This window comes from Pseudomonas sp. GL-R-19 (assembly GCF_019956375.1).
Lineage (GTDB): Bacteria > Pseudomonadota > Gammaproteobacteria > Pseudomonadales > Pseudomonadaceae > Aquipseudomonas.
Window position 1 is genome coordinate 1 of the sequence record NZ_JAHBDJ010000045.1, and the last position, 19263, is coordinate 19263.

The window sequence follows — 19263 nt, forward strand, 5'->3', positions numbered from 1 at the left end:
CCTTCCCCCGCCCGCCCCGCGACTGGAACAACGAAGATGCGACCTTCAACCTCGCGCGCCGTTTGGCGCCCAAGGTGCGGTGGCCGACGGAAATAGACCTGGAGTCACGCTCCGCACCCTAATGTCGCCGTAGCTGGGCGGACAAGGCGGACTTGTGATCAGTTCCGAGTCTTCCCGAAAGGGAATAGCTGCCATGATGCGCCGCTCGTGGGAAAAAACGCCCCGTCCACCGACAGCCCCGGACAAGCATGAACGTCCATTGAATGGCGCACATCGTTTGATGGTCGCGTGACTTTTCAGCAGGCAAAAAAAATCCCGCAGAGCGTCTAACTCGCGGGATTTCTTTGGTATTTATGGCGGAGAGATAGGGATTCGAACCCTAGGTACCGGTGAAGGTACAACGGATTTCGAATCCGTCCCATTCGGCCACTCTGGCATCTCTCCAACGGCGCGCATCATAACAACACTTTCGCAGGAAGCGAACCCCCTAAGCGAAATATTTCTGTGCTATCAGATGCTTGCGTCGGTTAAAGCGGTACGCCAAGACGATTGGCGACTTCTTCGTAGGCTTCGATGACGTCACCGAGGCCCTGACGGAAGCGGTCCTTGTCCATTTTCTTGCCAGTCGCCTTGTCCCACAGGCGGCAGCCGTCCGGGCTGAATTCGTCGCCCAGCACGATGGAGCCATCGTGGTACACGCCGAATTCTAGCTTGAAGTCGACCAGCAGCAGGCCGGCGTCGTCGAACAGTTTGCTCAGGACTTCGTTGACCTTGAGCGACAGTTCTTTCATGCGAACCAGTTGCTCGGCGGTGCCCCAACCAAAGGCCACGACGTGGGATTCGTTGATGAACGGGTCGCCCTTGGCGTCGTCCTTCAGGAACAGCTCGAAGGTGTAAGGGTTGAGCTTCATGCCCTCTTCGACACCCAGACGCTTGACCAGGCTGCCGGCGGCGTAGTTACGCACGACGCACTCGACCGGGATCATGTCGAGTTTTTTCACCAGGCATTCGTTGTCGCCCAGCAGCTTATCGAATTGGGTCGGCACGCCAGCAGCTTCGAGCTTCTGCATGATGAAGGCGTTGAACTTGTTGTTCACCATGCCTTTGCGGTCGAGCTGTTCGATACGCTTGCCATCGAAAGCCGAGGTGTCGTTGCGAAACAGCAGGATCAAACGGTTAGCGTCGTCGGTCTTGTAAACCGACTTTGCTTTGCCGCGGTAGAGTTCTTCACGTTTTTCCATGATGGGCTCCGCTTGCTAAGTAGATGGGCTAGGCGATGTGGCGCCAGTCGAGCCCTGAATCTTGATCGGCCAGTTGCAGCCAGTCCGGGTCGCACCCGAGGGTGTCGACAAAACATTGCCGGGCCAGCCGCGGCAGGTTGTTCTTGCTGCTCAGATGGGCCAGGACCAGGTGTTGCAGGTCTTTCCAGCCCAACTCGGCCACCAGGAATGCCGCCTGATGGTTATTCAAATGTCCCAGTTCACCGCCCACCCGTTGCTTGAGAAAGTACGGGTAATGACCGCGAGCCAGCATGTCACGGCAGTGATTGGACTCGATCATCAACGCATCGAGGTCCCGATAGCCGTCCAGCACCTTGTCGCAATACGAGCCCAGGTCGGTCAACAGGCCGAAGCGCCGCTCACCGTCACTGAAGACATACTGCGTCGGCTCTTGTGCATCGTGGGCCACGGCAATGACACCGATGCTCAAGTTGCCGATTTGCAGTTGCTCGCCGCCAGCCAGAAAGCCTGCGGGTTCAATCGGTTTGCGCATCCCGCGCAAGGTCCCGCGACTGAGGTAGACAGGCAGATTGTAGCGCCGAGACAGCAAACCCACGCCATGCACGTGGTCGGCATGTTCGTGGGTCACGAGTATCGCGCTCAGCTGCGCAGGGTTCACACCCAGGCGCAGCAGGCGTTTTTCGGTTTCCCGCAGGGAAAAACCACAATCCACCAACACGTACGTATCAGCGCTGGCTATCAGCGTGCCATTCCCTTGACTGCCGCTGCCGAGAACGGCAAAACGCATAAGATCAGCCCAGGTTGTCCTGAATCTTGCTCAACACTTTACGCGCTACCTCTGGCGGCGCCACGGTGTTGATGTTTTTCTCGACGGTGACCTGGACGTTCTCGCCAACCTTGCTCAGGCGAACCTGATAACGCTCGGCGCGGGCATCCAGCTCTTCCTTGCTCGGCGCACTGCCGAACAGGCTGCTGAGGAAGCCAGGCTTGTCGTCTTTCTTCTCGGCTTTTTCGGCCAGGTTGATGTAGTACAGGCCCAGGCTGCGGTTGATGTCTTCAACACGCCATTCACCTTGTTCCAGCGCACGACCGACGCTCGACCAGGCACGATCCAGGTCGGTACCGACGTTGAGCACAGGGTTGCCGCTGCCGTCTTCGCTCAGGCTGACACGGCTAGGCGCGTCGAAATCACGTGAAGCCAACATGGAAACCGAACCGCCCTTCTCCGAGATACGGCTCATGCTCGCAAGCATGTCGTCGACCAGTGCCGCGTCCAGGCCAGTGTTGACCGAACGGTTGGTGAAAGCCACGTCAGCGGTGCTGCCGGCAGGACGCTCGGCGCTGACCACATAGACTTCACTGGTGTTGCGCTGCACACCCGGCTCGATGCGCACCCGCACGCGGGTTTCGCTGTCCGTGCTGACGCCGGCCGCGCTCAGGCGTTTGCCCATGGCGGCGGACAGTTCATCGGAGTGCTGCCAGGTCGTGGTGAACTCACCGGTTTGCGGACGCTGTTCATCCAGACGGAAACCGTTGTCCTGAAAGAACTGAACGGCCACTGGCCAGATTTCAGCCGGCGGATTCTGCGCCAGGATGGAGCTGGAGCCGCCGCTCTTCTGCAGGGAATAGGGGCTGGCGTCCGCAGCCGCCGTCAGTGGTTGCGGACGAGGCACGATGTACTCGCCCTTCTCAGTGTCATCAGCCACGTTGCGCGGGATCGGCAACAGCGGATCCAGACGCTTGGCGTCATGGATATCCTGCGGTATTTGCATCGGCGCAGTCTGTTGCGCTTGCAGGTAATCGCTACCACGGTCACGGAAATAACCTTCCGGGCCCCAGACCCATCCACAGCCACTGGTGCTGGAGATAATCAAGGCAAGTGCGGAAAGTCCGGCCATTCGCTTCATGCGTTGTACTTCCTCAATTAAACCAGGACGCCGCATTGGCGCAGGGCCGTGCGCAGCGTTTCGTGACAAGGTGTGCTCAGCCAGGTCAACGGCAGGCGAATGCCTTCGTGCATCAGGCCCATTTCAACCAAAGCCCACTTCACCGGAATCGGGTTGGCTTCGATGAACAGGTCCTTGTGCAGCGGCATCAGTTTTTCGTTGATTGCCCGTGCGGTCTCGGCATCCCCCTTGAGGGCGGCCTCGCACAGATCGGCCATTTCACGTGGCGCGACGTTGGCAGTGACGGAGATATTGCCCTTGCCGCCCATCAGGATCAGCTCGACCGCGGTCGGATCATCGCCGGAAAGGACGATGAAGTCCTTGCTAACGCCGTCAAGGATGGCCTTGGCGCGCTTGAGGTCGCCGGTCGCTTCCTTGATGCCGATGATGTTCGGCACGGTGGACAGGCGGATCACGGTCTCGGCCTGCATGTCGCAGGAGGTGCGGCCGGGAACGTTGTAGAGAATCTGCGGGATGTCGACCGCTTCGGCGATGTGCTTGAAGTGCAGGTACAGGCCTTCCTGGGTCGGCTTGTTATAGTACGGCACGACCAGCAGGCAGGCATCGGCGCCGGCTTCCTTGGCATTGCGGGTCAATTCGACGGCTTCGCGGGTCGAATTGGCGCCGGTACCGGCGATCACCGGAATGCGACCGTTGACCTGCTTGACCACGGCGCGGATGACTGCGATGTGCTCGTTGACGTCGAGGGTTGCCGATTCGCCGGTGGTACCGACGGCGACAATGGCATGGGTGCCGTTTTCAAGGTGGAAGTCCACGAGTTTGCTGAGGCTGTCCCAGTCAAGACGCCCCTGTGCATCCATGGGTGTGACCAGTGCCACCATACTGCCCGCAATCATGAAACCGCTCCTGCCGGAAAAAGAGAGCCGTAATGGTACTGGCGCCAAGATGCTTGCACAAGCGAAGTACTGTGCTGCCGCCATTCCCCTTGGCGCCGGTTTTCGCTACCCTTCAGACTTTGATCGGTACAGACAAGCTCGTCCGTCGGGTTTCAGCCTCCATTTTCGGCATCACAAGCCCTGATCCAGCGTTGCCACGCCTCGCTCCCGCCCTGCCGGAGCACGTCGCAACCTGTCACTCGGGGCTTTCTGAGTTCGCATCCGCAGGCTCGCTCCCGGTAAATCGGCCCTTTGACGTATCGACCGCTCATCGCTTTAGGAATGCTGCATGTCCACCCCCACAGTTCGCGAACAATTCCTTGTCATCAGTGCCCTCGGCGCCAACCCCATGGAGCTGACCAACGTCCTGTGCCGCGCCAGCCATGAAAACCGCTGCGCCGTGGTCACTTCTCGCCTGACCCGTCATGGCGAATGCAGTGCGCTGGTGCTGGAAATCTCCGGCAGCTGGGATGCCCTGGCACGCCTGGAAGGCAGCCTGCCAGTACTGGCCAAACGGCATGCGTTCACGGTCAACGTGGTGCGTAGCGCCGCCCTGGAAAACCGCCCCCAGGCCCTGCCGTACGTCGCCTATGTCAGCTCGGCCTACCGCTCGGACATCATCAACGAGCTGTGCCAGTTTTTCATGGACCACAATGTCGAACTGGAAAACCTGACCTGCGACACCTACCAGGCTCCGCAGACCGGCGGCACCATGCTCAACGCCACGTTTACCGTGACATTGCCGGCCGGCGTGCAAATCAGCTGGCTGCGCGATCAGTTCCTGGATTTTGCCGACGCGCTGAACCTCGATGCCCTGATCGAACCCTGGCGCCCACAGAACCCAATGTAAGGAAGCTTTCATGGCCGTTGCCATCGACCAACCGGTTGCCGATTTCCAAGCCCCCGCCACCAGCGGGCACACCGTCAGCCTCGCTGATCTGAAAGGCAAGCAGGTGGTGATCTACTTCTACCCCAAGGACAGCACGCCGGGTTGCACCACCGAGGGGCAAGGCTTTCGTGATCAGTATGCAGCGTTCAAGGCTGCCAATACCGAAGTGTTCGGCGTATCTCGCGACAGCCTGAAATCCCACGAGAACTTCAAGTGCAAGCAGGAATTCCCCTTTGAGCTGATCAGCGACAAGGACGAAGCCATCTGCCAGCTGTTCGACGTGATCAAGCTGAAAAAGCTCTACGGCAAGGAATACATGGGCGTGGATCGCAGCACCTTCCTGATCGACGCCAAAGGCGTGTTGCGCCAGGAATGGCGCGGCGTGAAGGTGCCGGGGCATGTCGATGCGGTATTGACGGCGGCTCAGGCCCTGAACAAGGCCTGATACAAAAAAGATCGCAGCCTTCGGCAGCTCCTACGCCGATCGAGGTGCTCCTGTAGGAGCTGCCACAGGCTGCGATCTTTTTGCATCTCCACCGATTTAAAGCAGAGGCGCCACCACCGGCTCCTTGCGCGGCCACGCATCCAGCACCGCCTTGAACAGCGTCGCCAGGGGAATCGCAAAGAACACCCCCCAGAAGCCCCACAACCCGCCAAACAGCAGCACAGCGCAGATGATCGCCACCGGGTGCAGGTTGACCGCCTCCGAAAACAGCAATGGCACCAGCACGTTGCCATCCAGCGTCTGGATGATCCCGTAGACCGCCATCAAGTAAATGAACTGATCGCTCCAGCCCCACTGGAACAGCGCAATCAGAAACACGGGAACAGTCACCACCACGGCACCGACATAAGGCACCACCACCGAGATCCCCACCAGCAGTGCCAGCAGCGCCGCGTAATTGAGCTCAAGAACAACAAAGGCGATGTAGGTCACGCCACCGCAAATGAAGATTTCGATGACCTTGCCGCGAATGTAGTTGGCAATCTGCCGGTTCATGTCATGGGCGACCCGGGTGATCAACGCCCGCTCACGGGGCAGGTAACCGCGTACCCACTGGCCGATCATGGCCCGATCCTTGAGAAAGAAGAACACCAGAATCGGCACCAGCACCAGGTAGATCATGATGTTCACAAGCAGTGGCAGGCTCGACAGCGAGAACGTCAGTGCCCACTGACCAAATTTGCCGATCTCGCCCCGCGCCACTTCGATGGCCCGCAACACTTGTTCATCGGATACCAGGTGCGGATAACGCTCGGGCAGCAGCAGCAACAGCGACTGCCACTTGGCAAGCATGCCGGGCAACTCGTTGAACAACGTGATCAGTTGGTGCCACAACAACGGCACGACAACCACGATGAATACCAGCAACAGCCCCATGAACAACGCAAAGACCAGCCCCACCGCGGCCCAACCCGGCACGCGCAGGCGCTCGAGGGCCACCACCAGCCCCTGCATCAGGTACGCCAGCACCATACCGGCGAGTACCGGCGCCAGCATACCGCCCAAGGTCAGTACGACGGTGAATGCCAGAAACAGCAGGACAGCCAGCACCACCGCTTCTTCATCGGAGAAATAGCGCTGAATCCAGTCGCGTAACACTTTGAACATCAATAATCCTTAGGAGCAAACGCAGCCGAATTCAGGCTTTTTTCAACCAGTAGCGGTAAACACCCGCCTCTTCTTCTTCACGAAGCAGGGTATGACCGGCCAATCGGGCAAAGGTGCGAAAGTCACGTTGCGAACCTGCATCGGTGGCGATGACCTTGAGCACCGCACCACTGGCCAGCCGGTTGAGTTCCATCTTGGCCTTGAGCAACGGCAACGGGCAATTCAGGCCGCTGGCGTCCAGTTCAACGTCATGCTCTACAGCGTCGGTCATTGCATCACTCCGGGTCAGGCGGTTGAGCTGCCTAGAATATCTGGTCGCAACGCCGGTGTCCGGCTACAGTAAGGTCTTTGTCGACTAAGGCTTTGTGCATGACATTTTTGCGCCCTACCCTGCTGACGCTCGCTTGCCTGCTCGCCTCACCGGGCTTCGCCGACGACCTGCCGTCACTCGGCGACGCCAGTTCTGCCATTGTCTCACCGCAACAGGAATACCAGCTCGGCCGCGCCTGGCTGGCCATGTTGCGCAGTCAGGTTTCACAGCTCAACGATCCGCAACTCAAGAATTACGTGGAATCCAGCGTCTACCGACTGGTGGAGACCAGCCAGGTCACTGACCGGCGCCTGGAGTTCATCCTGATCAACAGCCCGCAGCTCAACGCCTTTGCGGCACCCGGCGGGATCGTCGGGGTCAACGGTGGCCTGTTCCTCTACGCCCAGACCGAAGGCGAATACGCTTCGGTACTGGCGCACGAACTGGCTCACTTGTCGCAACGCCACTTTGCCCGGGGCGTCGAAGCGCAACAACGCATGCAAGTACCGATGATGGCTGCATTGCTGGCCGGCATCGTGGTTGCAGCCGCAGGTGGCGGTAACGCCGGGATTGCAGCCATTGCCGGCACACAGGCCGCAGCCATCCAGGAACAGCGGCGATTCTCCCGCCAGAACGAGCAGGAAGCCGACCGTATCGGCATCCTCAATCTGGAAAAGGCCGGTTACGATCCCCGCTCGATGCCCAGCATGTTCGAGCGCCTGGGGCGTCAGTACCGCTACGATGCCAAGCCACCGGAATTTCTGCTGACTCACCCGGTCACCGAATCGCGTATCGCCGACACCCGCAACCGCGCCGAACAGTTTCCAAAGGGAGGTATCGAAGACAGCATGCGCTACCAACTGATCCGCGCACGCGTCCAACTGATCTATGAAGAAACCCCGGGACTTGGCGCCAAGCGCTTTCGCGCCCTGCTCGACGAGAACCCGAAAAACGACGTGGCACGCTACGGCCTGGCGATCGCCCAGATCAAGGGCGGCCAACTGAACGAAGCACGGGAAAATCTCAAGCAGTTGCTGGCCAAGGCACCCAACGAAATCATCTACAACCTGGCTCAGGTCGATCTGGACATCACCAACAATCGCCTGCCCGATGCCCAGTCCCGGGTGGACCGGTTGATGGGCCAATACGCTGGCAACTACCCGCTGAACCAGATTCGAGTCGACCTGCTGCTCAAGCAGAACCGTACTGCGGATGCGGAGAAAGCCCTCGAAGGCCTGCTCAAGTCCCGCCCGGATGATCCGGACGTGTGGTATCAGGTTGCCGAGACACGCGGCCTGTCGGGCAATATCATCGGCTTGCATCAGGCTCGCGCCGAATACTTTGCACTGGTCGGGGACTATAAACAGGCCATTCAGCAACTGGACTTCGCCAAACGCAAGGCCGGCACGAACTTCCCACTGTCTTCGCGGATCGACGCACGGCAACGTGAGCTGATGGAACAAGAGCGCATGATCAAGGACATGATGGGCTGACGCCCCCCCCGGAGACAAAAAGTCCGGACATAAAAAAACCGCCCCTTACGAGGCGGTTTTTTATTCAGCGGGCTACCGGATTACTCAGCCAGCTTGAAGGTGATGAAGCTCGCTCGCCCCTGACGCAGTACCCGCATCGACACCGAACGGTTCTTTGGCAGCGCCTTGGCGATGTCTGCGAACTCCTTGGTGGAACCGATGGCCTGGTTGTTCAGGTGGGTGATCACATCACCCGGCTGCAAGCCGATCATGGCGGCAGGACCGTCCTGCACTTCCTTGATCATCACACCGCCTTTGAGGTCATAGGTTTTCTTCTGGTCGTCAGTCAACTCGACCACGGAAACACCGAGGCGATTGCTACTGCGCTCGATGCTGGATTTTGGCTCGGCATCCAGCTCTTTAGCTTCTTCCGGAATTGCACCGACGGTCAGCTCGACTTTCTTGCGCTTGCCGTCACGAATCACTTCCAGATTGGCTTTTGCGCCAGCCTTCAACGCACCAACGAGATGCGGCAGGTCGGCCGACATGACGATTGGCTGACCGTTCATGCTCAGGATCACGTCGCCGACTTGCAGGCCACCTTTGGCAGCCGGGCCATCATCCTGAATCTGGGCAACCAGCGCACCCGCCGGCTTCTCCAGACCGAACGACTCGGCCAGGTCCTTGCTGACTTCCTGAATCACGACACCCAGCCAGCCTCGGCTGACTTTTCCACCGGATTTCAGCTGATTGGAAACATCCATGGCCACGTCGATCGGGATCGCAAACGACACACCCATGAAGCCACCGGAGCGGGTGTAGATCTGCGAGTTGATCCCGACCACCTCACCGTTCAGGTTGAACAGCGGGCCGCCCGAGTTACCCGGGTTGATCGGTACGTCGGTCTGGATGAACGGTACATAGTTTTCGTTCGGCAGGCTGCGACCGACGGCACTGACGATGCCCTGGGTCACCGTGTGGTCAAAGCCGAATGGCGAACCAATCGCGACAACCCATTGGCCAGCCTTCAGGTCCTGGGATTTACCGAGCTTCAGCACCGGCAGGTCCTTGCCTTCGATTTTCAGCAGCGCCACGTCGGAACGTGGATCGGTACCGATCAGCTTGGCTTTCATTTCGCTGCGATCAGCCAGGCGGACGAGGATTTCGTCAGCATCGGCGATCACGTGGTTGTTGGTCAGGATATAGCCATCAGTAGAGATGATGAAACCCGACCCCAGGGAAGTTGCCTCGCGCTGACGGTCGCGAGGTGAACGCGATTGCGGCGGCATGCCTCGCTCGAAGAATTCGCGCAGCATAGGCGGCAAGCCTTCGAGGTCGGGCATTTGCTGGCTGACTTGGCGATCCGGCAGCTTTTGCGTGGTACTGATGTTCACGACCGCAGGCGAGGCCTGTTCGACCAGTTGCGTAAAGTCAGGCAATTCGACCGCTTGGGCGGTGACCGCCTGACCAAGCACCAGTACGGTGGCAATAATGGAAAGGTAGGACTTCAAGCGTGGTATCGACATACGGCTCCCGTTACGACGAGCATGGTTAAGCGATATGGAGCAAGAAACACCGGGAACAATACGCCGGTATTTTTGTTCCGGGAACAACAAACAAGGCCAGAGCCGAGGGACTCTGACCTATATGAAATTTACGGGATTTTAGCAAATTGAAATGCTCACGAAACATTTCGAATTCAGCTCACTGCTTGGTCGCAGCGGCGTCGGTACGCATCGAAAGCGCTATCCGCTCAGCGGTACCGACTGGTATTTCACCGACGACGGTTACCATCATCTCACCCTGTGCCGTGGTCAAGCGCCGGGAAACCGCAACGGTCGGCCCCAACTGAGTGCGGGTATCGGTGACTGTTGCGCCATTCAGCGGCTCGAGGAATACCGAAAAGCGCGTCAGACCATCGTCATACATCAGGCTATTGACCTGGGTTTTGGTCTCCGGATCCTTGCGAGCGGTGCTGCTGGTCAGCTCGAAGCCGGGCGGCAACCAGTCGGAGCGCCAGACCTGAGCAGACTTGACGGCAGAAGCCTTGTCACTTTCGAGATTGACGGGCTTGCAATCATTACTGGCCTGCAGGTCTTTTTCGGAAGGAGCGTCAGCGGTATCCAGTCGCGTAAACTGGAAGCGCTCCAACAACCGTCCCTTGTCGTCCAATAACAAAGACTTCAGAGGCAGGCCGGTTTCTTTATCCAGATGCAGTTCAAAACCGTAGCGGTGTTGATCGCGGGGTGTCAGCGATACGATCACCGCGGAACGCCCGGCGACACGCGACTTGCCGACAACAGCGAGGTCATACCAATTCTTGAGCTTTTGAGGATCGAGTGCACGGGCCGCGGAGTTCGGGGAGTCCCCAAGCCCTGCTATCAGTGTGCCGCTTACGCATTGAGTTTGCCCATCAATGCGAACGACTTCTTGAGCGGAGCCGTCGAGCTGGATCAATCGCTCACGGACTTTTCCATCCTGGACACGGTGCCAGATGTTATGGGTAGAAAAACTACCGTTACGCTCGTAGACGAAAGTACCCTGAAAGCTTTGCTGTTGCTCTGCCTGGCCCAGGCGGGTCAACCAGTCCTGGGCATCATCGGCTTGGGCTGGAACGATGAACCAGCCGCTGAGCAGAAGCGAAAGTAGAGGTATGGCGCGCATGGTCCTCCTTAACGGTTTTCCAGACTTGCGGCACGAGCGTACGGCAGAGCGCTCTCAGTGCCTTTCAGTGCAGCCTGTTGAGCATGCTGGCGCAAATAGCCTGGCAGACGCTGATCGTGCCAGCCTGGCTGACCTTGCAATACACCGCTGGCCATGGGGCCAGTAGCTTCCGAACTCTCATTGTAGCCTGCCAGAACAGCAGGGCCTTTTACTTGAGGAGCGGCCAGTGCGGGTTGGCTGGATTGCTGGGCCAGTTCGACACCGGCGATCTCATCCTGGTTGTACAGACGCACACCGGCCAGCACCGCCAGGGTCACGGAAGCTGCGACCGCCAGACGACCCAGGCTACGCCATGGACCACGGGAAGGCTTTGCCGGTACGGCTTCGTCGGCCAGGGCAGCAGAAACAGCCGCCGCGATGTCCAGACGTGGAAGCAGCAGATCCTTGTGCATCACTGCCCGAGCGATCTGATAACGAGCCCAGGTTTCACGGGTTTCAACATCGTCGCAGGCGTTCAATACCCGACGCAATTCCAATTCGTCCGCTTCGTTATCCATCACTGCGGACAGCGATTCCTGCAGGGCTTCACGACTCATGGCGTTCCTCTCTTGGCTGTCGCCGCTGTCTTTAGTTTTCCTGCAACAACGGCTGCAGGGCTTTGTCGATGGCCTCCCGGGCGCGGAAGATCCGGGAGCGCACGGTGCCTACCGGACATTGCATGACGCTCGCAATGTCCTCGTAACTCAGACCATCAAATTCACGTAAAGTTAAAGCCGTACGCAAATCTTCCGGCAGTTGCTGAATGGTTCGATGGACGGTGCCTTCGATCTCATCCCGCAGCAAAGCCCGCTCTGGCGACTCGAGATCCTTGAGGCCATGATCGCCATCGTAGAACTCTGCATCCTCGGAACTGACATCGCTATCCGGCGGCCGACGGCCGCGTGAAACCAGATAATTTTTCGCCGTGTTGATGGCGATGCGGTAAAGCCACGTATAAAACGCGCTGTCTCCGCGAAAATTTCCAAGTGCACGGTACGCCTTGATAAAGGCTTCTTGTGCCACATCCTGGGCTTCATGGGTGTCGTGCACGAAACGCACGATCAACCCGAGAATTTTGTGCTGGTATTTCAGCACTAGCAGATCGAAAGCACGCTTGTCGCCGCGCTGAACGCGCTCGACCAGTTGCTGATCCTCTTCCTGGGTTAGCATGAACACTCCTCGATGAGCTCGGAGGAGGCTTGCAGAAGTAAATCACCAGACTTGCAAACATAGACTCGGGCTTTTCGCAAAAGTTCTCCCCCTCCAGGCAAGTTTCCTGCGGGCTCTGATTTGGCACGCACGAAAAGCGCAGCACGAGTTGACCCGGCCGCGCGGATAATCTTGTCATCGGACTCTTCGGCAAGGATCGCACTGCAATCTCGCACTGAAGCCGACACTGTCCCTTGTTTCAGACAACCGTCTATTGATCTTGGCCCTTTGGCAAAAGTTCCAAATATTTATAGCCGCGCCGACCTGACATTGTGCAACCGTGAAGGGAAAAAGACGGTTAAATCGGCGATACAGTCATTCTCGCGCCCAACGGGCAGAAAAACATCCGACGAAGCGACCGATGTTTTGCGTCACAGTAGTTTCACAATGCCATGCCAGCTCGGGTATTGTGCCGCTCCCCCCCTCTATATACTAGAGGGCAGTGCGGCTGCTTTGACTCGCCAGTCCAGCTGTGCCAACCCCCGACCCGGGTCGCTTTGAGCGGAATCCTGAAATGAGCCAACAGTTTCAACACGATGTTCTGGTAATTGGCAGCGGTGCTGCCGGCTTGAGCCTTGCGCTGACCTTGCCCGGTCATTTGCGCATTGCCGTACTGAGCAAGGGCAACCTCGCCAATGGCTCGACGTTCTGGGCCCAAGGCGGCGTTGCGGCCGTTCTGGATGATACCGATACCGTTGAATCCCATGTCGATGACACGCTCAATGCCGGTGGCGGCCTGTGCCATGAGGACGCTGTGCGCTTTACCGTCGAGCACAGCAAGGAAGCCATTCAGTGGCTGATCGACCAGGGCGTGCCCTTTACCCGCGATGAACAGTCGGGCAACGAAGATGGCGGCTTCGAGTTCCACCTGACCCGCGAGGGCGGCCACAGCCATCGGCGCATCATCCACGCCGCCGATGCCACGGGTGCAGCCATTTTCACAACCCTGCTCGACCAGGCCAGGAAACGGCCGAACATCGAACTGCTGGAACAGCGGGTGGCGGTTGACCTGATCACGGAGAAACGCCTGGGCCTGGAAGGTGATCGCTGCCTCGGTGCTTATGTGCTCAATCGCGGCACCGGCGAAGTCGACACCTACGGCGCCCGCTTTGTGATCCTCGCCTCCGGTGGTGCGGCCAAGGTTTACCTGTACACCAGTAACCCCGACGGAGCCTGCGGCGATGGTATCGCCATGGCCTGGCGCTCGGGCTGCCGGGTGGCGAACCTGGAGTTCAATCAGTTCCACCCCACTTGCCTGTATCACCCGCAAGCCAAGAGCTTCCTGATCACCGAAGCCCTGCGAGGCGAAGGCGCCCACCTGAAGCTGCCCAACGGTGAGCGCTTCATGCAGCGCTTCGATCCACGGGCCGAATTGGCACCACGGGACATCGTCGCCCGGGCCATCGACCATGAAATGAAGCGCCTGGGCGTCGATTGCGTCTATCTGGACATCAGCCACAAGCCCGAAGCTTTCATCAAGACGCACTTCCCGACGGTGTACGAACGCTGCCTGGAATTTTCCATCGACATCACCAGGCAACCGATTCCGGTGGTCCCGGCTGCGCACTACACCTGCGGTGGTGTGATGGTCGATCAACAGGGCCGCACCGACGTGCCGGGTCTGTACGCCATTGGCGAAACCAGTTTCACCGGCCTGCACGGCGCCAACCGCATGGCCAGCAACTCGCTGCTGGAATGTTTCGTTTATGCCCGCTCGGCGGCCGCAGACATTCTCGAACAGCTGCCCCGGATTCCGATGCCAGCCCCCCTTCCCGCCTGGGATGCGAGCCAGGTCACCGATTCCGATGAAGACGTGATCATTGCGCACAACTGGGATGAGCTGCGGCGATTCATGTGGGACTACGTCGGCATCGTGCGCACCAACAAGCGCCTGCAACGGGCGCAACACCGCGTGCAATTGCTGCTGGATGAAATCGACGAGTTCTACAGTAACTACAAGGTCAGCCGGGATTTGATCGAGCTGCGCAACCTGGCTCAAGTGGCCGAGCTGATGATTCTGTCAGCCATGGAGCGCAAGGAAAGCCGTGGCCTGCATTACACCCTCGACTACCCGAACCTGTTGCCGGTCGCGCTGGACACTATTCTGGTGCCGCCCACCTACGTCGGCTGAATTTGAGCCGGACCCGCAGGCGTCGGTGCACATCCGCCGCCTGCGCATCCCGGGGCACGCAAATAGCCCGGACCCGGCGCTCACCACGTAGTCGAAAACGCAGTACCACCACCAACGGCAGCGCCAGGCTGTCCGGCCTTAGCTGCACGGGCTGCCAACCCTTGGCCCGACTCCACAACTGCCAGCCATCGGCATCGCGCCGCAAGCCGCAAAAGGCCTGCGGGTGCGTCAACAAGATTTGCCGGGGCAACAGCCAGACTCCGTGAGCCACGCACAGCACAACGCCAAGCGAGCTGGCCCAGAGCGGAATCGACAGTAAAAACAACGAACCCAACGCGAGCAGCTGGGCCAGAAGATACGCCGCCAGCAACTGCCGAGAGGCATGCCAGCGGCATTCGAACGAATTACTTGGGCTGGACACGATCCAGGATCATGCGAACCATGCGTTGCAGCTCAGGATCTTCGGATTCGTTGCGTTCCATGAACCAACCGAACATGTCCTGATCTTCGCATTCGAGCAACCTGACGTAGCAGGCGCGATCAACCTCGTTGAGGTGCTGGTAAACCTCTTTCACAAACGGCACCAGCAGCACGTCAAGCTCAAGCATGCCGCGGCGGCTGTGCCAGTAGAGGCGGTTCAGTTCAACATCTTCGACCATGGAGCGCTCCTCAAATAGGCCGCAAGTATACAGGCCCGCGCTCCGTCGAACAGTCGGCTTTGGTCGGGCACCGGTGATCCTTTGTGAACTACCCATTTCGAAGGCGCCCCCTTATGATGTCCGCCAGACTCTTTACCCTGCGATGACCCATGGCCGATTCTGCTTTTTTCTGCACGCTTTCTCATGAAGGTGTTCTCGCGGTCCGCGGCGCGGACGCCAGCAAATTCCTGCAAGGCCAACTGACCTGCAATCTCAACTACCTGAGCGATTCCCGGGCCAGCCTCGGTGCGCGCTGCACCCAGAAAGGCCGGATGCAATCGAGTTTCCGCATCCTGCTCGAGAGTGACGGCGTAGTCCTGGCCATGGCCACCGAATTGCTCGAACCGCAATTGACGGACCTGAAAAAATACGCGGTGTTTTCCAAGTCGAAACTGACCGATGAAAGTGCCGCCTGGGTTCGCTTCGGCGTTGACCATGGCGACGCTGCACTGGTCAGCCTCGGTCTGGACCTGCCGGCAGAAACCGACAGCGTCGTGCGCAACGATGGGCTGATTGCCATCCGTGTCTCGCCGCAACGCGCCGAGTTTTGGGTTGCCGCCGGTCAAGCCGATGCGGTCAAAGGCAAGCTATCGGCGGTGCTGAGCGAAGGCGACCTCAATCAATGGCTGCTGGGCCAAGTCCGCGCAGGGATCGGCCAGGTCATGCCCGGCACCCGCGAGTTGTTCATCCCGCAGATGCTCAACCTGCAAGCGGTCGGTGGCGTGAGTTTCAAGAAAGGTTGCTACACCGGGCAGGAAATCGTCGCGCGCATGCAATACCTGGGCAAACTCAAGCGCCGTTTGTATCGCCTGCAACTGACGGCCAGCGAACGGCCTGAACCGGGTACCGCGCTGTTTTCCCCGACCCATGGCAGTTCCATTGGCGAAGTGGTGCTGGCTGCCCACGCCGGGCAGAACATTGAGCTCCTGGCTGTGTTGCAAGCCGAAGCAGCAGACAGTGGAGACATCCACCTGGGCGAGCTCGAAGGGCCGTCCCTGCAGCTGCTCGACCTGCCTTATGAACTGGACCGCGATCGCGAAATCCAGCAATAACGGCAGCATTTGGCGCAACACCTAGAGAGACTAAATGAGCGAACTGGCGGAAAAGGTCCAAAAGGATTTGGTTGAGGCCATCAATAACGATGACCTGGTTCTGCCAACGTTACCGGAAGTGGCCCTGCAGATTCGCAAGGCCGCAGAAAACCCGGAAGTCAGCGTCAGTACCCTGAGCAAAGTGATCGGCCGCGATACCGCGCTGTCGGCACGCCTGATCAAAGTGGTCAACAGCCCACTGTTGCGCGCGACCCAGGAAGTGACCGATCTGCATACCGCGATCACCCGCCTGGGCATCAACTACAGCTGCAATCTGGCGATCGGCCTGGTCATGGAGCAGATTTTCCATGCCCGCTCCGACGTGGTTGAACAGAAGATGCGCGATGTCTGGCGTAAAAGCCTGGAAATCGCCGGCGTCAGCTACGCCTTGTGCCGCCGCCATACCCGACTCAAGCCCGATCAGGCAGCCCTTGGCGGGCTGGTGCATCAGATCGGCGTGCTGCCGATCCTGACCTACGCCGAAGATCACTATGAGCTGCTGTCCGACCCGGTCAGCCTCAACCATGTGATCGACCAGATTCATCCGCTGATCGGCGAAAAACTGCTCAGGGTCTGGGAATTTCCCGACATGCTGGTGCAAGTGCCGCAGCTGTACCTGAACTTCAAACGCCAGTCTGCGCAGGTCGATTATGTGGATCTGGTGCAGGTGGCCAGCCTGTATTGCCTGCAGGACACCGATCACCCGCTCGCCCGTGCCGATGCATTGAATGTACCGGCCTACAAGGCACTTGGAATCGACTTTGACGACAAGGCGATATGCGCCGACCTGGAAGAAACACGCACGATGTTTTACTGATCATTGTGGCGAGGGGGCTTGCCCCCTCGCCACAGATGTTGTGTTACTCCCCGGAGATAAAACTCACCCGCACCTTCAACCCTGCGTGCTCACCATCATGCAGGCTGATTTGCGCCAGATGCGCGCGGCAGATCTCACCGACAATCGCCAACCCCAACCCTGAACCGGCCACTTGCTGGTTGCGTCGGTAAAACCGCTCGAATACCCGATCGCGTTCCTCAAGAGGAATGCCGGGGCCATCATCTTCGACTTCCAGCACTGCGGGCGCCGAGACGCGCAATATCACGTTGCCACCCGGTGGCGTGTGAGCCAGTGCGTTATCCACCAGATTGCTCAGCAGTTCGTTCAATAATGTCGGCTCGCCCCGCAACCAGACGGGTTCATCCGCTTCCAGCGCCAGCGCGATGCCGCGCTTGTGGGCCAGCGGCGCCATGGCCATGCCCAGGTCCCGAGCCAACTGACTGAGGTCGAGTAACTGCGCACCGCCCTCGGCAATCGCCCGGGCGCCATTTTCGACCCGCGCCATGGAAAGCAACTGATTGGCCAGATGGGTCAAGCGATCAGTGCCTTGGGCGGCGGTTTCCAGCGTGCTGCGCCAGGTTTCGGGCTCGACTGAGCGCATGCCCAGTTCCAGTCGTGCCTTGAGCGCCGCCAGCGGCGTGCGCAGTTCGTGGGCGGCATCGGCGATGAATTGCGCCTGCTTCTCGAACTGCCCGCGCAAGCGCTCGGTAAAGTGATTGAGGGCGCGCACCAGCGGCCACAATTCGCGCTGCACTTCCACCAATGGCAAGGGCCGCAGATCGTCCGGCTGACGCTCCTCCACGGCCGTGCGCAAGCGTTCCAGCGGGCGCAACGCGGCACTCACCGCGAACCACACCAACATCAAGGCCCCACCCGCCAGCATGCCCAGGCGCAGCAACGTATCTGTCGCCAGACTGCGAGCCATGCTCACCCGCGCTTCATCGGTTTCCGCCACGCGGATTTCCGCCATGCCGTTCATGTTCGGCTCGCTCACGGGCTTGAGCAGGCTCACCACGCGCACGTTCTGCCCGCGGTACTGGGCATTGTAGAAACGTGCCAGCGCTGGATAGTCATCGGTGCGCGGCGTTCCCGGCGGCGGCGCGGGCAGGTTTTCGTAACCGGAAATCAGCTTCTGATTGATGTCGTTGACCAGGTAGAAAATCCGCCCGGCGCTGTCGTAGGCGAAGGTATCGAGGGCGACATAAGGCACGTCGAGGCTGAGGCTCCCATCGTGCTCGGACAGGCCTGCGGCGATGGTCCGCGCCGAGGCGAGCAAAGTCCGGTCATAGGCCGTGTCGGCCGCTTCACGACCGTTCCAGTAGGCGCTCAATCCACTGGCCAGCATCAACACCACCAGCAACAGCGCCAGGTTCCACAACAACCGCCAGCGCAGGCTGCTGGGCTTATGCATCGCGGCTTTCCAGCAAGTAACCGAGGCCGCGAAAGGTCACGATGGCAACCGGCTGGCCATCGAGTTTCTTGCGCAGGCGGTGCACGTAGATTTCGATCGCATCGGGGCTGGCCTCTTCATCGAGACCGAACACTTGCGATGCCAGTTGCTCCTTGCTCATCACCCGACCGGGGCGCGCGATCAGGGCTTCGAGTACGGCTTGCTCGCGGGAAGTCAGGGTCAGCAATTCTTCGCCGAGGGTGAAGCGCCGGGTTTCCAGGTCATAGGCCAGCACACCGCAACGCTGAATGCGTTCACCGCCCAGCACGCTGCGGCGCAACAAGGCTTTGACCCGGGCTTCGAGCTCGGTCAGTTCGAACGGCTTGGCCAGGTAGTCGTCGGCGCCGAGGTTCAGGCCATGGACCCGGTCCTTGACGTCGCTGCGGGCGGTCAGCATCAACACCGGCAGGTTCTTGCCCCGCGCCCGCAAACGCGCCAGCACTTCGAAACCATCCATGCGCGGCAAGCCGACGTCGAGGATCGCCATGGCGTACTCCTCGCTGCCCAGCGCCAGGTCGGCTGCCACGCCATCGTGCAGAACGTCCACGGTCAGCCCGGTGCTCTTGAGTGCCTGGGCGACACTTTCGGCGAGCTGCAGATGGTCTTCGACGAGCAGGACACGCATGGATCTATACCTCGTTCAGGGATGGTCGACGCCATTCTTTGGCGCGGAGTTTACAGCGGCATCCGTCGCTGTGAAGCCCGAAAAATCGTGAAAGTCTTCTGAAAGGTTAGCGAAAGGTTAGCCCGTTAGAGTCGGACCACGGACAGTTTCGA

20 protein-coding genes and 1 tRNA gene are annotated in these 19263 nt (G+C 59.5%); 6 read left to right on the forward strand and 15 right to left on the reverse strand.

Annotated elements, in window-relative coordinates:
- Positions 1–354: 354 nt before the first annotated feature.
- From KGA83_RS22055 to dapA, 5 genes are all read right to left on the reverse strand, one after another.
- Positions 355–444, reverse strand: a tRNA-Ser gene (locus tag KGA83_RS22055).
- An 83-nt stretch (positions 445–527) separates the two neighbouring features.
- Complete coding sequence (gene purC / locus KGA83_RS22060; protein ID WP_108216838.1) at positions 528–1241, reverse strand: phosphoribosylaminoimidazolesuccinocarboxamide synthase; 714 nt, start codon at positions 1239–1241, stop codon at positions 528–530.
- Between the two features lie 28 nt (positions 1242–1269).
- Positions 1270–2028 (reverse strand): MBL fold metallo-hydrolase, encoded by a 759-nt coding sequence (locus tag KGA83_RS22065; protein ID WP_108216837.1) that lies wholly within the window; start codon positions 2026–2028, stop codon positions 1270–1272.
- 4 nt (positions 2029–2032) lie between these two features.
- Positions 2033–3148, reverse strand: a complete 1116-nt coding sequence (gene bamC, locus KGA83_RS22070) for an outer membrane protein assembly factor BamC (protein ID WP_115948447.1) — start codon at positions 3146–3148, stop codon at positions 2033–2035.
- A 17-nt stretch (positions 3149–3165) separates the two neighbouring features.
- Positions 3166–4044 carry a 4-hydroxy-tetrahydrodipicolinate synthase gene (dapA, locus tag KGA83_RS22075; RefSeq protein WP_108216835.1) on the reverse strand — a complete coding sequence of 293 codons (879 nt, stop codon included), beginning with the start codon at positions 4042–4044 and terminating at the stop codon, positions 3166–3168.
- 328 nt (positions 4045–4372) lie between these two features.
- Here dapA and KGA83_RS22080 point away from each other — a divergent pair, with 328 nt between their 5' ends.
- Positions 4373–4933 (forward strand): glycine cleavage system protein R, encoded by a 561-nt coding sequence (locus KGA83_RS22080; protein WP_007979776.1) that lies wholly within the window; start codon positions 4373–4375, stop codon positions 4931–4933.
- A gap of 10 nt (positions 4934–4943) precedes the next feature.
- On the forward strand, positions 4944–5417 hold the full coding sequence (locus tag KGA83_RS22085) for a peroxiredoxin (RefSeq protein ID WP_108216834.1): 474 nt from the start codon (positions 4944–4946) through the stop codon (positions 5415–5417).
- A 96-nt stretch (positions 5418–5513) separates the two neighbouring features.
- On the opposite strand, the gene KGA83_RS22090 is transcribed toward KGA83_RS22085, so the two are convergent.
- Positions 5514–6584, reverse strand: coding sequence for an AI-2E family transporter (locus KGA83_RS22090; RefSeq protein ID WP_108216833.1), 1071 nt, complete (start codon positions 6582–6584; stop codon positions 5514–5516).
- A gap of 31 nt (positions 6585–6615) precedes the next feature.
- Positions 6616–6855 (reverse strand): sulfurtransferase TusA family protein, encoded by a 240-nt coding sequence (locus tag KGA83_RS22095; RefSeq protein WP_108216832.1) that lies wholly within the window; start codon positions 6853–6855, stop codon positions 6616–6618.
- Between the two features lie 98 nt (positions 6856–6953).
- Between KGA83_RS22095 and KGA83_RS22100 the strand changes: the two genes are divergently transcribed.
- Complete coding sequence (locus KGA83_RS22100; RefSeq protein WP_115948415.1) at positions 6954–8387, forward strand: M48 family metalloprotease; 1434 nt, start codon at positions 6954–6956, stop codon at positions 8385–8387.
- 80 nt (positions 8388–8467) lie between these two features.
- Here KGA83_RS22100 and KGA83_RS22105 read toward each other — a convergent pair whose 3' ends face one another.
- The 4 genes from KGA83_RS22105 to rpoE form a co-directional block, all read right to left on the reverse strand.
- Entirely contained in the window at positions 8468–9892 is a 1425-nt protein-coding gene (locus KGA83_RS22105) for a DegQ family serine endoprotease (RefSeq protein ID WP_108216830.1), read from the reverse strand.
- A gap of 178 nt (positions 9893–10070) precedes the next feature.
- Entirely contained in the window at positions 10071–11030 is a 960-nt protein-coding gene (locus KGA83_RS22110) for a MucB/RseB C-terminal domain-containing protein (RefSeq protein WP_108216829.1), read from the reverse strand.
- Between the two features lie 8 nt (positions 11031–11038).
- Positions 11039–11626: a sigma-E factor negative regulatory protein gene (locus KGA83_RS22115; RefSeq protein ID WP_108216828.1), complete on the reverse strand. Its 588-nt coding sequence runs from the start codon at positions 11624–11626 to the stop codon at positions 11039–11041.
- A 31-nt stretch (positions 11627–11657) separates the two neighbouring features.
- Positions 11658–12239 carry an RNA polymerase sigma factor RpoE gene (rpoE, locus tag KGA83_RS22120; protein ID WP_003172477.1) on the reverse strand — a complete coding sequence of 194 codons (582 nt, stop codon included), beginning with the start codon at positions 12237–12239 and terminating at the stop codon, positions 11658–11660.
- 553 nt (positions 12240–12792) lie between these two features.
- On the opposite strand from rpoE, the gene nadB reads away from it, so the two are divergent.
- Complete coding sequence (gene nadB / locus KGA83_RS22125; RefSeq protein ID WP_108216827.1) at positions 12793–14409, forward strand: L-aspartate oxidase; 1617 nt, start codon at positions 12793–12795, stop codon at positions 14407–14409.
- Here nadB and KGA83_RS22130 read toward each other — a convergent pair.
- Complete coding sequence (locus KGA83_RS22130) at positions 14378–14830, reverse strand: protein YgfX (protein ID WP_108216826.1); 453 nt, start codon at positions 14828–14830, stop codon at positions 14378–14380. The genes nadB and KGA83_RS22130 overlap by 32 nt on opposite strands.
- Positions 14814–15068 carry a succinate dehydrogenase assembly factor 2 gene (locus KGA83_RS22135; protein ID WP_108216825.1) on the reverse strand — a complete coding sequence of 85 codons (255 nt, stop codon included), beginning with the start codon at positions 15066–15068 and terminating at the stop codon, positions 14814–14816. The genes KGA83_RS22130 and KGA83_RS22135 overlap by 17 nt, the downstream gene beginning before the upstream one ends.
- A 149-nt stretch (positions 15069–15217) precedes the next feature.
- On the opposite strand from KGA83_RS22135, the gene KGA83_RS22140 reads away from it, so the two are divergent.
- Both KGA83_RS22140 and KGA83_RS22145 read left to right on the forward strand, forming a co-directional pair.
- Positions 15218–16159: a YgfZ/GcvT domain-containing protein gene (locus KGA83_RS22140; RefSeq protein ID WP_115948416.1), complete on the forward strand. Its 942-nt coding sequence runs from the start codon at positions 15218–15220 to the stop codon at positions 16157–16159.
- 34 nt (positions 16160–16193) lie between these two features.
- Entirely contained in the window at positions 16194–17015 is an 822-nt protein-coding gene (locus KGA83_RS22145; RefSeq protein ID WP_108216823.1) for an HDOD domain-containing protein, read from the forward strand.
- 43 nt (positions 17016–17058) lie between these two features.
- On the opposite strand, the gene KGA83_RS22150 is transcribed toward KGA83_RS22145, so the two are convergent.
- Together KGA83_RS22150 and KGA83_RS22155 are read right to left on the reverse strand one after the other, a co-directional pair.
- Positions 17059–18447, reverse strand: a complete 1389-nt coding sequence (locus tag KGA83_RS22150) for a sensor histidine kinase (protein ID WP_108216822.1) — start codon at positions 18445–18447, stop codon at positions 17059–17061.
- Positions 18440–19111 carry a response regulator gene (locus KGA83_RS22155; protein ID WP_007979804.1) on the reverse strand — a complete coding sequence of 224 codons (672 nt, stop codon included), beginning with the start codon at positions 19109–19111 and terminating at the stop codon, positions 18440–18442. Before KGA83_RS22155 ends, KGA83_RS22150 begins: the two co-directional genes overlap by 8 nt.
- Positions 19112–19263 lie beyond the last annotated feature (152 nt).